We start from the raw sequence: 13,458 nt of genomic DNA on the forward strand, positions 1-13,458 counted from the left end.
AACCGTTGTCTCAGCCTCACATGATCGCCATATGCGTCCCGCACCTGGGTCGCCGCTCTGCGGCGGATCGTCGACACCAACACCATGGAGATCCTCAGCCCCTATCCGGGTATTCCGTCGCCGATCGTCGTCTCCGCCTGGGCCCGCCAGCTCCAACTGACCAGCGCTGAGGACCCCCGCCTGGCCCAGTGCCCCGCCGGGCAAAGGACGTGATCGAATGCCGGAAACACCGCACCCTGGCAATACCGAACGCCTGCACCGCTACTGGGACAGGCACGCACACACCTACGACCGGGAAATGGCCTTCTTCGAGCGAGTCCTGTTCGGCGACGGCCGTGCCTGGGTCTGCACACAGGCCACCGGCAACGTGCTCGAGGTCGCGATCGGCACCGGCCGCAACCTCGCCTACTATCCAGACACCGTCACACTCACAGGAATCGACCTCAGCCCGGCGATGCTGGACATCGCCCGGCAGCGAGCGCAGGACCTCGGCCGTACCGTCGACCTCCACGTCGGCGACGCCCAGGCATTGGACCTGCCCGACGCCTCCTTCGACACCGTGGTATGCACCCTGTCCCTGTGCGCCGTCCCCGACGTCCACCGGGCCCTCGCCGAGATGAAGCGGGTGCTGCGGCCCGGCGGCCGGCTGCTGCTCCTGGACCATGTGGCCGGCTCGCCGTGGCATGTACGAGCAGCCCAGCGACTACTCGAAACGATCACTATTCGGATTGGCGGCGAACACCTACGCCGACGTCCCCTGCTACAGGCGCAAACCGAAGGCTTCACGATCGAACGGCAGGAACGCTACAAACTCGGCATCGTCGAACGGCTCGTGGCCCGCAAACCGCCCACGTTCGTCACCCTGTCTTCTGACACCACGGCAACAGCGAACGACCCCACCGACACGACCGCCAGGCCCAGCGCCTGAGGCGCTGAAGAACGACCGGCAGGAAGGTACGGCGGCGGACGGTCCAGGTCGGGATGTGGCGGCAGACGAGTCTGGCTGGTGGAGCCGGAACCTGTACGGATCACGGTGGCCGAGTTTTGCCGGGCTCCATTCCCGGACCGCCCAGATCACGGGGACGGCCGCGCAGCCGCTCCCCGTGGTGTCTCAGGCGCTTTGATGCTCGCCGCGTCGTGCCGGCCCAGCAGGTCGACGCTCTGTTCGCGCATCTCCACTTTGCGGATCTTGCCGGTGACGGTCATCGGGAACCCGTCGACCACGTGGACGTACCGCGGGATCTTGTAGTGCGCCAGGCGGCCCGCGCAGAACTCCCGGAGCTGCTCGGCGGTGAGCGGCTCGGCGCCGGGGCGCATCACAATCCATGTCATCAGCTCCTCGCCGTACTTCGTGTCGGGGACGCCGATCACCTGGACGTCGGCGATGTCGGGGTGGGTGTAGAGGTATTCCTCGATTTCCCGGGGGTAGATGTTCTCGCCGCCCCTGATCACCATGTCCTTGATCCGGCCGACGATGTTGACGTAGCCCTCGGCATTCATGGTGGCCAGGTCGCCGGTGTGCATCCAGCGGGCCACGTCCACCGCTTCGGCGGTCTTGTCCGGCTCGTCCCAGTAGCCGAGCATCACCGAGTAGCCGCGGGTGCACAGTTCACCCGGCTCGCCGCGGCCCGCTACCCGGCCGGTGTCCGGATCGACGATCTTCACCTCCAGGTGCGGCATGACCTGGCCGACTGTCTCAGTGCGTTGGACCAGGCCGTCGGTGCGGCGGGTCATCGTGGACACCGGGGAGGTCTCGGTCATGCCGTAGCAGATGGCCACCTCCGCCATGTTCATGTCGCCGACCACGCGCTTCATCACCTCCACCGGGCAGGACGCCCCGGCCATGACTCCGGTACGCAGGCTGGACAGGTCGAAGTCGCCGAACCGTGGGTGGCCCAATTCCGCGATGAACATGGTCGGCACGCCGTACAGCGAGGTGCAGTGCTCGGCCTGCACCGCCGCCAGCGTGGCCTCGGGGTCGAACCCGGGCGCAGGGAGCACCACACAAGCGCCGTGCGAGATCGCCGCCAGGTTGCCCATCACCATGCCGAAACAGTGATAAAGCGGCACCGGCAGGCAGACCCTGTCGTCCTCGGTGTAGCCGAGACCCTCAGCGACAAAGTAGCCGTTGTTGATGATGTTGTGATGGGACAGTGTGGCGCCCTTGGGAAAACCGGTGGTGCCCGACGTGTACTGAATGTTGATCGGGTCGTCGAAGGCCAACGTGGCCGCCCGTTCGCGCAACTGGGCGGGGTCAGCGCGGCGGCCGGCCGCGACGAGCTCGTCCCAGCCGGGTTCGCCGATGAACACCGTCGGTTCGAATCCGATCTCGGCGAGCATCGCCCGGTAGTCACTGGTGCGGTAGGTGACCGCGCTGATCAGCAGGCGTATCCCGGACTGACGGACGACGTAGCCCAACTCGTGGGCACGGTAGGCCGGGTTGACGTTGACCAGGATCGCGCCGATCTTCGCCGTGGCGTACTGGGTCAGCACCCACTCGGCGCAGTTGGGCGCCCAGATGGCGACCCGGTCACCTTTGGCGATGCCCATCGTCAGCAGCCCGAGGGCCAGCTCGTTCACGGCGGCGTCGAATTCGGCGTAGGTCCAACGCCGGCCGGTGGCCACGTCGACCAATGCCTCCCGGCTGGCGTACCGGGCCGCGGCGCGTTCCAGGTTCTCCCCGATCGTCTCGCCCAGCAGCGGCACCACGCAGACGCCGGACGCGTAGGACAGCAGTGAGGCAGCCATACGCAGCAGCATCCGGGCAAGCCAGGTAGCCCACCACCCCCGTTCAGGGGTAGCCGCGGATGGAGGTGTGCGTGACATTCTGGCCGCATGGCGGCAACACATCGGCCGGCCGGCATCCCGGCCTTGGAGCGCCGTGAGCTGCTGCGTGCGGCCCTGGGCCGAATGCGACGAGTGACCGGGCTGCCTGTGGCGTTCGGTGGCGAGGTGTCACCCGGGGGCCGGGGTGTGCGACTCACCGAGTTCGCCGGGACCTGGACCGATGCGCTCCCTAACCTGGTCGTCAGCGCCGGCAACGGCCTGGGCGGACGCGTGCTGCTCGCAGCCAGGCCCGGCAGCGTGGACGACTACGCCGCCGACTCGCGCATCAGCCACGAATACGACAAGCAGGTGACCGCCGAAGGCCTCCGGGCGATCGCGGCGGTGCCGGTGCTCGTAGGCGAATCGGTGTTCAGCGTCCTGTACGGCGGCGTCCGCGAGCCACAGCCGCTGGGCGGCTGGGTGCTGGCCGCGATGAACCAGATCGCTGTGGGGGTGGGCGTCGAGCTGACCGTACGGTCGGAGGTCGAGCGGCGTCTGGCGGAGCTGGAGACGGCCGCGATCATCCAATCCGCCCGCGAGGCTCCCGCCGCGCCGGGGTGGGAGGATGTCCGCGAGGCCCACGCGGAGCTGCGCTCGATCGCCCACGAGATCACCGACGCAGCCCTGCGCCGGCGTCTCCAACTGGTCTGCGACCGGCTGACCCGGCCCCGCGGTCGCCCCGCCCGAGGCAACCCACTGTCGCCCCGGGAGCTGGACGTGCTGGCCCTGGTCGCGGTGGGCTGCGGCAACGCCGAGGTGGGGCGACGGCTGGGCCTACGGTCCGAGACAGTCAAAAGCTACCTACGTAACGCCATGCGCAAGCTCGGCACCCACGGTCGGACAGAGACCGTCGTCGCGGCCCGACGCGCGGGCTTCCTTCCCTGATCCGTCACGTACAGCACGACAGCTTCGATCCGGCGCGGGGGCCTCGTGGGCCGGCGGAACGGGACTTCCTGGCCCGCCTCGATGCGGCCGGGACGGTCGACCGGCTGTGTTCGGTCCGTGACGTCGCCCGCATCACCCAGGGGCCCGACCGAGGGCCGAGGCCACCTCGAGGTCAAGCACCGCGTGGGCGAAGCGTCCGACAGCGGCCGCGTGGATCGGCTCGGGATTCATCCACTCCAGGCTCGTCAGCCATGCCATGAGCCCGAACGCCATGTGGCGCCGGTAGTCGAGCCAGAGCTCGTCGAATGTCGCAGGTTGCACACCGGCGGCGGTGAGACAGCCATGGTAGCTACGCAGCAGGTCGCGTTCGGCGGCACGCCGATCGTCGACATCGAGCGCTGAAGTGATGAAATAGGCGACATCATGGGCTGGGCGCATGCGGCAGATGGTCTGCCAGTCGACGAGCCCTAGCGTGCCATCGTGGCGCCGGAACCAGTTTCCGATGTGATCATCTCCATGGGTGAGCACCCAGGGGCCTTCCTGACTCTGGTCGACCCAGCGCCAGAACAGGTCGATGACGAGGTCGGGCCGGTGCAGCTCCATGGGGATCGCCGCCGAACGCAGCGGCAGAGCGAGAAAGTGCGCGACCCGCTCGGCATCCATCGTCGCGAAGTAGTGACCCGACGGGTTGTCCCGGGTGACGTAGGAATGCAGTGCGGGGTGCTCGTGCAGGACCGGGCCGGCGTACGTCGCGCCGTGGTAGCGGGCGATCAATTCGAGACCGGCGGCCACCTCGTCGATCGACAGCGGCGAGGTGGCCCGGCAGAAGGTGGCTTCCCGGCGCAGGTCGTCGAGGACGACGACACCGAGACGCGTGCGCGAATCGGCGTCGGCGAACCACGCCGCAGTGCCCGTCGGCGGCAGGCCGGGCGCGAGGTCGCGGTAGAAGACGGCCTCGCGCTCGTAGATCCCCGTGGCGGCCATCAGGGCCGCGTTGTCCTCGAAGGCACCCTTGACACACACCGAGCCCGGGGCGCCCGGCGGCGGGTCGCCGTCCCCGTAGGTCGGTTGGACGAACACTTTCGTTGCCGTACCGCGCAGCACCTCGTCTACGGCGACATCGACCACCTCGACACCGGGTAGCCGGGTGCCCAGCGCCATGGTGAGCCATTCCGGGGTGATGTCGTCGATCGTCGACGGCAGTGCCGCGGTCATCGGAACGCTCGAAAAAAGGTACGAAGCTCATCGACGAACAGGTCGGGTACCTGCAGGGCGGCAAAATGACCACCCTTGGGCATCGACGAGACGTGCACGATGTTGATCCGCGGTCGGGCCCAGGCCAGCGGCATGCGGTAGTGCTCGCCCGGGAAGTCGGCATAGCCGGTCGGAACCTCGACCCGGGGTGGTTCGGACTGCCCGCCGACGCCCGCGTTCTCGTAGTACCAGCGGGCCGACGAGGCGATCGTCTGGGTGACCCAGTAGATCGTGATGTTCGTCAGGAGCTGATCCTTGGTGAATGCCCGCTCGACGTCGCCGTCGCAGTCGGTCCATGACCGGAACTTGTCCACGATCCACCCCGCCAGGCCTGCCGGCGAGTCCATCAGTGCGCTGCCGACGGTGTGCGGCCTCGTGCCCTGGATCTTCCAGTAGCCGGTGTCGCTGTCGAGGAACGCCAGCGTGCGCTGCGCCAGCGCGGCATCCTCAGCCGACAAGCCGGCGAACGGGTCGCGGTCAGCCGGTGGGCCGACGGGCAGCAGGTTGAGGTGCACGGCGGCGACGTGCCCGGCATCGAGCTCGCCGAGCAGCGCCGAGATCTGGGCGCCGATGTCGCCGCCCTGCGCGACGTAGCGCTCGTAGCCGAGCCGTCCCATCAGCTCGGCGAACGCCTGCGCCACCCGTCGGTCGGTGACACGGCAGGACGACGGACCGGAGAAGCCGAAACCCGGCAGCGACGGTACGACGACGTTGAACGCGTCGGCACGGTCGCCGCCGTGCGCCGCCGGGTCGGACAGCGGGCCGAGCACGTCGAGGAACTCGGCGACCGAACCAGGCCAGCCGTGCGTGAGGATGAGCGGGAGCGCGTCGGGTTCCGGCGACCGGACGTGCAGGAAGTGGATACCGAGCCCATTGATGTCGGTGACGTGCTGCGGGAAGGCGTTGAGCCGGGCTTCGGCGGCACGCCAGTCGAAGGCCGTCCGCCAGTGCTCGCATAACTCCCGCAGGTATGCCACGGCGACGCCGTAGTCCCATCCGCTGCCGGGCAGGTCGTCGACCCATCGTGTCCGCTCGAGCCGGCCGCGTAGGTCGTCAAGCACCGCGTCATCGATCTCGACCTGGAACGGGCGAAGCTCAATACTGTGATCTTTCTCCTCCGCAATCATGCAACAAAGTAAACCATTTAAGTGATATGAGCGCCAGCGGCGGACGAAACCTCCGGAACGCCTCCAGCACACGGGACGACAACGTGTACGCAACGCCTACAGCCGTGTGACAACGGCTGGTCAGCTGGTGCGTCGTCGCCCGCCGACGCCTGATCGCAGGGGGTTCTGGAGCCCCGCAGGGTGCTGTGGTCGTGGATCGTGACTTCGAGTGTGGTGTCGCCGGATCAGTGTGGTGTCGCCGGATCAGAAACGCAGCAGGGCCGCCTCCGTGGTCAGCCCCGGTCCGAACGCGATCAGGACAGCGTGGTCGCCGGCTTCCGGCCGGTCCAGCGCGAGCATCCGCTGCAGGACCAGCAGGACGGTGGCCGACGAGCAGTTGCCATAGTCGCGCAGGACCTCCATGGCTGGTCGCAGCTGCGCCTCCGACAGGCCGAGCGCGGCGCCGACCTCGGCCACGATCCGCGGGCCGCCGGGGTGGATCGCCCAGTGCCGCACGTCGGCGACACCCAGGCCCGACCCCTCGAGCAGCTGGTCGACGAACGGCGGGGTGGTCGACCCGAGCATCGCCGGGACCGCCGGGGACATGCATAACCGGAATCCGTCTTCTTGGACCCGGATCCTCATGTGTTCTGCGGTTCCCGGGTGCGTCACTGTGCGGGTGACGACGACGGCCGCGCTGACGCCACAGGCCGGAGCGCCGGCGCTCGGGTGGTCGGTCGTCGGATGACCGACGGGTCGGTCCGCCGGGCGTGTGCCCAGCAGCATCGCCGCGCTCGCGTCGCCGAACAGGCCTTGCACGATAATCTGCTCCGAGATCGCGTCCGGCTGGCAGTGCATGGACGTCAGCTCTGTGCAAACCACGAGGACGAGCTCATCGGGCCGGGCGGCGAGGGCGTCAAGTGCGGTCCGTAGCCCGGTGATGGCCGCGTAGCAGCCCATGTGGCCGATGGAGATACGCCGGATGTCGGAGCGCAGCCCGAGTTCCGCGGCGAGGCGGACCTCCGGACCGGGACAGGTGTAGCCGGTGGTGCTCACCATGATGAACGTGCCGACCGTGGCCGGATCGTGGCCGGCGAGGACCGCCGGCACCACCCGTCGACCCAGTTCAAGCGCACCCTGTTCCCAGGCGTCCATCAGTGCTCCGGTGGGCGGAAAGCCGTCGGAGTAGGCCCGGCGCGGGTCCCAGTAGAAGTGCCTGCGCTGGACCCGGGTGGAGTCGATGAAGAGCCGACGCGCATGCGGGACACCGCTGTAGAGCTGGCTGTAGAAGCCGTCGAAGAGTTCGGTCTGGCCGATCGTCGTATCCGGCGCGGCTGAACTGACCGCCAGCAGAACTGGCTCGCGACGAAGAGTCACATCACCTCCTGCCCGCCCGGGATTTAGTCCGTCTTTTGGTTGACCTACAACACGATCTGCGCTCCCGGACAAACTGATCACACTCCTTAGCTGTTACTGCGGGCCGCTGTGTGGAGTCACCGAGGGAGAAACCATCGCGGCTGAACCGACCCCTTCGCCCCATCCCCGTTGAAGGAGCTTCCCCGTTACTACAAGCCAGTCCGCCAGCGGATGTTGCATCGGTACTCACCGTCTCCATTTTCCACTTTCCGACGCGCTCCCGCTGTCTTGTGGCTTCTTGTTTGGGACCAGGTTCGCCGACGGAAACGAGGTAGAGACAGAATCCATTTAACCGAAATGGACTGAGAGGCTCCGGACGTTCCTGACCTGAAGGGCCCGGAAGGACCTCGACCGGGCTGACAGAATGCTGGCATTGCAGATAAAATGCAGGCATGACCGCGATCACGATCCGCGACGTCCCGGACCCGACTCTGGAGGCATCGACGAGGGCCGGGAACGCAGGTGAGCAGTCAGGCGGCGTTGCCACAAGGGCCAGGCCGATCTCTGGCATCCCACCGGCGTTCTCACCGGGTGAGCGCGGAAATCTGGAGCTGGTGGACGGACGGGCTTGCGCACACCGTTTCGGGTCCGCTGCCCGGCAGCAGCAGTGCCGTCAGGTTGGCCGGCGGGTAGACACGAAGGCCGACGGCCTCGGCGGTCTGGTACGGCTCCTCGCACCCGGCCTGTATACCGGTGTGAATCATCGCGAGAACGCCGGTCACGTGCTGCCCGGGCAGCAACGGGACCGGCATACCAGGACCACCGGTGCGATCTGCGGCGGCACCGAGCTGACGGCCACCAGCGTCGACGTACGACACACCGGGAAAGCCCCCGATCACGCAGGATGTGGCGCCGATGTTGGTCAGGATGATCTGCTCGTAGCTGTGCCCCGCAGCGTTGTCCAGGTTGGCGGCGCTCACCCGCAGGTTCACGGTCAGGCAGCCATGCCCCGGGTCAGCCGCCGTGGAACCGACGGCTGACCCGGACGTCGCACCGGGCGGGAACACCGTCCGGACGGCCGATGATGGCGATGGGGAGCGACCCGACGCCGGTGTCGCCGCCACACCGCCCGTGCTGGAAGCACATCCCGTACTGACCGCCATCAGTGCCACGGCAACCGCGATGCGTGCGACACACTCGCGGGCCGGCCGCGACATGCTATGCGCTCCGCCGTTCACACCAACCTGCCCCCTTCTACTCGGGCGGGGAGCTGACGTGCGGGAACAGCTCCTCGAACGCACCGCGGGTGATGCGGTGGCGTACCTCGGGCGTCACCCCGTCGAAGAGCTCGCGTAGCGTCTTCTGAGTATGACCGAAAGTGCCCTCCAGGTGCGGATAATCGCTTCCGAACATCACGTTCCGGTAGCCCATCGCCCACAGCGCCGCCGGCGCTGACTCGTCGTGCTGGAATGATGCGTACACCTGGCGGTAGAGGATCTGTTTGGGCTCGCGGGACAACTTTGGTCGCACGAACGCCGCGTGCTGGCGGTACCCCTCGTTGAGGCGGTCGCCTACGAACGGCACCCAGGTCGCCCCGCCCTCGGAGATGAGGATCTTCAGGTCGGGGTGACGATCGAGGGCGCCGCCGCCGACGAGCTTGGCCGCCGTCCGCTGTCCCTCATAGGAGGTCTCCAGGAGGTTGAGAACGGCACCGCCGGGCCCGCGGTACAGCACGCGTTCATTATTTTCGGTGCCGATATGGAAGCCGAGAACCATCCCTGCCTCTTCTGCGGCCGCCCACAATGGTTCCCATGAGAGGTCATTCCAGTCCTTCATACCGGGCGGTGTCCCGGTGGGAAGAGATACTATTTTCAGCCCTACCGAGGCGGCGTGCTGAACCTCCGCCACCGCGTCGTCGATCGAGAGCAACGGCATGAGCCCGGCAGGCACGAGCCGGTCGGGGGCAGCGCCCTGGATCTCTGAGACGAGCCACTCGTTCTCAGCCCGGGCCGCATCCCGGACGAGCACGGAGTCCTCGATCATGTTCGACCACAGGCCGAGCGAGGCGTACACCACCTCCGCCCAGATGCCCTCGTTGTTGAGATCGACCAGGCGTGCCTTGACATCGCGGGCGCCCGGTGGTCGGTGTGACATCTCCACTATCGTCTCGCCACTGGCACCCCGTACCGTCATGACCTTCGGCAGGGTACGGCGAAAACTCTTGCCGTCGACGTGGACGATCTCCTCATTCTCACCGACCTTCTCGCTCCGTGGCATCCGCTCCGCCTGCTTCGCCGGCAGGATCTGGAACCACAGGTCGTCCGGTTCGAGGAAGTGCGAGTCGCCCGAGTGAGCCCAGATCTTTCTCGTACCTTCGTTCATCGTGACCTCCGTGCCGGCCAGGTCGGGTCCGGCGGGTAGCGCGAGCCGTCCGTGCGGAGCTGCCGCACTCACGATAAATCGAACAATCCGCTGATGCATTCGGGTACCAACCTCGGAAGCCGGGCGGGTTCAAGCGGGGGAACAGTCCCATGGAGCGGCGACGAACCACGGTGGACCTGAGCCGGCCATGTGGTCAGCCGCACTCCTGCTGCGCTGCGAACTCCGCCATCCACGGGTTGGACGCCGTGGACGGTCGGTCAATCCCGAAGGCGGACCGGAAGGGTGTCCAACCCGTGGATGGCGACCGTGTCGCGCCAGACGGGTTCGTCGGTCAGTGACAGTCCGGGGACGCGGCGTAGGAGGGTGTCCACGGCGATCTGGGTCTCCAGCCGGCCGAGATGCGCGCCAAGGCAGTAGTGGAGCCCTTCGCTGAACGAAAGGTGGCGCGGCGCGGGGGTGCGGCCGGCGAACCGGGTGATGTCCAGACACTCCGGATCGGTGTACACGGCGGGGTCGCGGTTGGCGGCGGCGGTCAGGACGACGATGCCGTCCCCCCGCGCGAACGTGTGCCCGGCCAGCTCCCGTTCTGCCAGCGCGACCCGGTGGGTGAACTGTACGGGTGGCTCGTAGCGGAGCAACTCGTCGACGGCTGGCGCCGCGAGATCGGGATCGGCAAGCCAGAGCGCGATCTGGTCGGGGTTGCGCAACAGGGCCACGACACCCTTGCCGATCAGGTCGGAGACGGTCTCGTACCCCCCGATCAGCAGCCCCACGGACAGCCCGAGCGCCTCCCGGCTGCTCAGTTCGCCGCGGTCCTCGGCCGCGCACATCCCGCTCAGCATGTCGTCGCGAGGATCCTTGCGCCGCTGCGCGAGTAGCGCCGCGAAGTACGCCTCGAACTCCCGCATGGCCTCCGGCCTGCGCGCCAGGCTCTCGGGTGACTGCAGGATGTCCGGATCTGTGCCACGGACGATCTCCAGCGACCACTTCTGGACCGCTGGGTAGTCCTCGGGCGGGATGCCGAGCATGTCGCCGATGACGGTGAGCGGCAGTGGCCGTGCGAACGCCTCCATCAGGTCGACCTCGCCGGCCTCGATCGCCGTGTCGAGCAGCGTATTGACGAGGTCCTCGATCTGCTGTCGGAGCCCCTCGGTGTTGCGCGGGACGAACGCGCGTTTGACCAGTCCTCGCATCCGGGTGTGGTTCGGCGGGTCCATCCGCAGCATCGATCCCGGCACGTCGTCGGGCGCCACTCCTGGACGGAAGGGGTTGATGCCCTCCTCGTAGCCGTGGCCCCACAGCGCGTCCGTGAAAACCGCCGAGCACTCCTCGTAGCGGGTCGCCATGAGAATATCCGGCCTGATCGGGTACAGCGCAGCGAAATCGCGGACGGCCGCGTACCGCGGGTAGGGGTTGGCTCGATGCATGGGGTGAAAGGCGTCGAAGACAACCTGCGGCGCAGTGGACACGTCCACGCCCTTCTCTCGGCACGAGTGTCTCGAAATCATCTCACCGGGATGCTGCCGATTACACTCTCCGTCGACTGCCGCGAGATGAACATTCTTCGAACCAATCCGACCGCGATGCCGATGAAACGTTCACATGAATTCCTGCACACCGCAATCCGGCCTATGATCCGATAGGAAAAACAGATCGCCGGTGTAAACACCCGGAGAGATGAGGAATAGTGCGTGCCGGAGTCCCAGTTGACGTCAGTCGACGCCATATGCGACCACGGGAGCGCTGATTTGTCCACCTACGTGTTGGACCAGGGGCATCCGGACGAGCGCACACGGCTGGAAGCGATGGCGCAGCTGTGGGATCCGGGCACCATGCGGCTCGTGGAAGCCCTGGGCATCGGCGCCGGGCATCGCTGCCTCGAGGTCGGCGCGGGCACCGGCTCGGTCGCGCGGGCGCTGGCCGAGGTCGTCGGCTCCGCGGGGCACGTCCTCGCGGTGGACCGCGACGTCCGCTTCCTCGACCGGCTGCCCGGGTCGGTCGAGGTCCGGCGCATGGACGTGATGGTCGACGACCTTCCGCACGCACGGTTCGACCTGGTCCACGCTCGGCTTCTGATCGCACACCTCCACCCGCATCGGCGTGCGCTCCAGCGGCTCGCGGCGGCGGTCGCACCGGGCGGCTGGCTTCTGGTCGAGGAGGTCGATTGGACGTGTGCCGACCTGGTCGTCCCCGAGGCGTCGATACACACCGCCATGGTCCAGGCGCTGCAACGGCTCATGGGCGAGGAGGGCGGGTTCGACGCGACCTATGGCCGCCGGCTCCTCGGTGATGTGCTCAGCCTGGGCTTCACCGACGAGGCCGCTCAGTACTACGGCACTCAGTTCCGCAGCACCGGCGAGTCGTGGCTCGCCTGGCAGCTCCTCGTGGAGCGATTCCAGCGGAGCATCATCGAAGCCGGACTGCTGACGCGGGACGAGGTGGACCGGTGGTGGTCTCTCAGCCGCGACGAGAACAACCTCATCATCAGCGCGGCGATGTTCGCCGCCTGTGCCCGCCGTGCCTGATTCCCTTGCCCTGGGCCCGCTCCGCGAGCAGACGCGCCAGCTGGGCGTCGGCCGCCACCACAGCGAGTTCGTACTTGGATGTACTCTGTTCGTATGCAGAAGAAGGTCGTCACGATCGGGAATTCGGCGGGCATCACGATCAGCCCAACCGAGCTGCGTGCCCTGGGCGTCGGCCCCGGAGATACGGTCGAGGTGACCGTCCGTGCCGGGGTACTCGAGGCCCGCGCCGTGAGCCGATATGAGGACACCCCCCTGCCCGACCTGATGGCCGTGATCAATGCGGCGCGGACCCGGCCGTGACCTGGACCCGACAGGAGTTCCTGGCCGATGTCGCCCGGACCGGGGTTCTATCGCCGGAGTACGCCGAGGACGTGCTGGTGCGCCTGGCGCACCACTCCGCGGCGCTTGAGGGCAACACTCTCACCCTGGCCGACACAATCACCCTGCTGGTCGACGAACGGGTGCCTGTGGCCGGCACGCCGGTGCGCGAGTTGTACGAGGTTGCCAACCACTACCAGGCTCTCGCCCGCATCCTGCGGGCCGTCGCCGACGACGAACCCCTGAGCACCGACCTCGTCCGGGACCTGCACGCCACGCTGATGGACCGCTTAGCCCACGACCGCGGCCAGTACAAGACATCCAGCAACATCGTCGCCGGCGCGTCGTGGCAGCCTGCACCACCCGAACGCGTCCCAGAACTCATGCTCCAGTGGGCCGACCAGACTGAGTGGCAAACCGCCAACCTCGACAACGAGGCCCTGCTGGAGGCGATCGCCAGCGGGCACGTCGCTTTCGAACACATCCACCCGTTCTCCGACGGCAACGGCCGTACCGGCCGCGCGATCATCGCCTACCAGACCATCCGCAGGTTCGGGTTTCCCGCCATCGTCCAGGTCACCCAGCGATCCGGGTATATCACCATGCTCGACACCCAGAACACGCCCGCCCTGACCCGACTCCTCACGGTCTCACTCGCCGACGAGGCAAGCCGCGCTGCGGCGTAGCTGCTCGCGGCTGCACGTCAGCCGTGGACCACCTCCGGCCGATCGCGGTAGGGACCGCCCTTGCGGGCGGCCCCCCGCTCAGATCCCTGCTGACAGGTCGTCTCTGTCACCGGATACTCT

Annotated in this window: 12 protein-coding genes and 1 pseudogene; 6 read left to right on the top strand and 7 right to left on the bottom strand. The window is 67.6% G+C overall.

The window, feature by feature from the left end; translation table 11 throughout:
* Positions 1–45 precede the first annotated feature (45 nt).
* Positions 46–213, top strand: a pseudogene (locus U9979_RS25070) (DUF3105 domain-containing protein); the annotation flags it as partial.
* Between the two features lie 4 nt (positions 214–217).
* Complete coding sequence (locus tag U9979_RS05460; protein ID WP_322778515.1) at positions 218–928, top strand: class I SAM-dependent methyltransferase; 711 nt, start codon at positions 218–220, stop codon at positions 926–928.
* Between the two features lie 146 nt (positions 929–1,074).
* Here U9979_RS05460 and U9979_RS05465 read toward each other — a convergent pair whose 3' ends face one another.
* On the bottom strand, positions 1,075–2,748 hold the full coding sequence (locus tag U9979_RS05465; RefSeq protein ID WP_322778516.1) for an AMP-binding protein: 1,674 nt from the start codon (positions 2,746–2,748) through the stop codon (positions 1,075–1,077).
* An 87-nt stretch (positions 2,749–2,835) separates the two neighbouring features.
* Here U9979_RS05465 and U9979_RS05470 point away from each other — a divergent pair, with 87 nt between their 5' ends.
* The gene (locus tag U9979_RS05470; protein ID WP_322778517.1) at positions 2,836–3,711 is read left to right on the top strand and encodes a LuxR C-terminal-related transcriptional regulator; all 876 of its coding nucleotides are present in this window, start codon (positions 2,836–2,838) and stop codon (positions 3,709–3,711) included.
* Positions 3,712–3,843: 132 nt separating this feature from the next.
* Here U9979_RS05470 and U9979_RS05475 read toward each other — a convergent pair whose 3' ends face one another.
* The 6 genes from U9979_RS05475 to U9979_RS05500 all read right to left on the bottom strand — a co-directional run bounded on the left by U9979_RS05475 (position 3,844) and on the right by U9979_RS05500 (position 11,278).
* Entirely contained in the window at positions 3,844–4,926 is a 1,083-nt protein-coding gene (locus U9979_RS05475) for an oxidoreductase family protein (RefSeq protein WP_322778518.1), read from the bottom strand.
* Positions 4,923–6,092 carry an epoxide hydrolase gene (locus U9979_RS05480; protein WP_322778519.1) on the bottom strand — a complete coding sequence of 390 codons (1,170 nt, stop codon included), beginning with the start codon at positions 6,090–6,092 and terminating at the stop codon, positions 4,923–4,925. The genes U9979_RS05475 and U9979_RS05480 overlap by 4 nt, the downstream gene beginning before the upstream one ends.
* 243 nt (positions 6,093–6,335) lie before the next feature.
* Positions 6,336–7,448, bottom strand: coding sequence for a type III polyketide synthase (locus U9979_RS05485; protein ID WP_322768130.1), 1,113 nt, complete (start codon positions 7,446–7,448; stop codon positions 6,336–6,338).
* Between the two features lie 563 nt (positions 7,449–8,011).
* Positions 8,012–8,644: a DUF4232 domain-containing protein gene (locus tag U9979_RS05490; RefSeq protein ID WP_322778520.1), complete on the bottom strand. Its 633-nt coding sequence runs from the start codon at positions 8,642–8,644 to the stop codon at positions 8,012–8,014.
* Positions 8,645–8,681: 37 nt separating this feature from the next.
* Positions 8,682–9,809: an amidohydrolase family protein gene (locus U9979_RS05495; RefSeq protein WP_416219498.1), complete on the bottom strand. Its 1,128-nt coding sequence runs from the start codon at positions 9,807–9,809 to the stop codon at positions 8,682–8,684.
* A 257-nt stretch (positions 9,810–10,066) separates the two neighbouring features.
* Complete coding sequence (locus U9979_RS05500; protein ID WP_322748290.1) at positions 10,067–11,278, bottom strand: cytochrome P450; 1,212 nt, start codon at positions 11,276–11,278, stop codon at positions 10,067–10,069.
* A 279-nt stretch (positions 11,279–11,557) separates the two neighbouring features.
* Here U9979_RS05500 and U9979_RS05505 point away from each other — a divergent pair, with 279 nt between their 5' ends.
* The 3 genes from U9979_RS05505 (at position 11,558) to U9979_RS05515 (ending at position 13,338) form a co-directional block, all read left to right on the top strand.
* A complete protein-coding gene (locus U9979_RS05505; RefSeq protein WP_322748291.1) occupies positions 11,558–12,334 on the top strand; it encodes a class I SAM-dependent methyltransferase in 777 nt (258 codons plus the stop codon).
* Between the two features lie 93 nt (positions 12,335–12,427).
* Positions 12,428–12,634 carry a MazF family transcriptional regulator gene (locus U9979_RS05510; RefSeq protein WP_322778522.1) on the top strand — a complete coding sequence of 69 codons (207 nt, stop codon included), beginning with the start codon at positions 12,428–12,430 and terminating at the stop codon, positions 12,632–12,634.
* Positions 12,631–13,338, top strand: coding sequence for a Fic family protein (locus U9979_RS05515; protein WP_322778523.1), 708 nt, complete (start codon positions 12,631–12,633; stop codon positions 13,336–13,338). Before U9979_RS05510 ends, U9979_RS05515 begins: the two co-directional genes overlap by 4 nt.
* Positions 13,339–13,458 lie beyond the last annotated feature (120 nt).

Source organism: Protofrankia sp. Cas4 (assembly GCF_963555915.1).
Classification (GTDB): Bacteria; Actinomycetota; Actinomycetes; order Frankiales; family Frankiaceae; genus Protofrankia.

What these genes read in the sequence shown, in the direction of transcription:
- U9979_RS05460 (WP_322778515.1), top strand. Translation starts at nt 218, where the DNA reads ATGCCGGAAACACCGCACCCTGGCAATACCGAACGCCTGCACCGCTAC.
- U9979_RS05465 (WP_322778516.1), bottom strand. Translation starts at nt 2,748, where the DNA reads ATGGCTGCCTCACTGCTGTCCTACGCGTCCGGCGTCTGCGTGGTGCCG.
- U9979_RS05470 (WP_322778517.1), top strand. Translation starts at nt 2,836, where the DNA reads ATGGCGGCAACACATCGGCCGGCCGGCATCCCGGCCTTGGAGCGCCGT.
- U9979_RS05475 (WP_322778518.1), bottom strand. Translation starts at nt 4,926, where the DNA reads ATGACCGCGGCACTGCCGTCGACGATCGACGACATCACCCCGGAATGG.
- U9979_RS05480 (WP_322778519.1), bottom strand. Translation starts at nt 6,092, where the DNA reads ATGATTGCGGAGGAGAAAGATCACAGTATTGAGCTTCGCCCGTTCCAG.
- U9979_RS05490 (WP_322778520.1), bottom strand. Translation starts at nt 8,644, where the DNA reads ATGTCGCGGCCGGCCCGCGAGTGTGTCGCACGCATCGCGGTTGCCGTG.
- U9979_RS05495 (WP_416219498.1), bottom strand. Translation starts at nt 9,809, where the DNA reads ATGAACGAAGGTACGAGAAAGATCTGGGCTCACTCGGGCGACTCGCAC.
- U9979_RS05510 (WP_322778522.1), top strand. Translation starts at nt 12,428, where the DNA reads ATGCAGAAGAAGGTCGTCACGATCGGGAATTCGGCGGGCATCACGATC.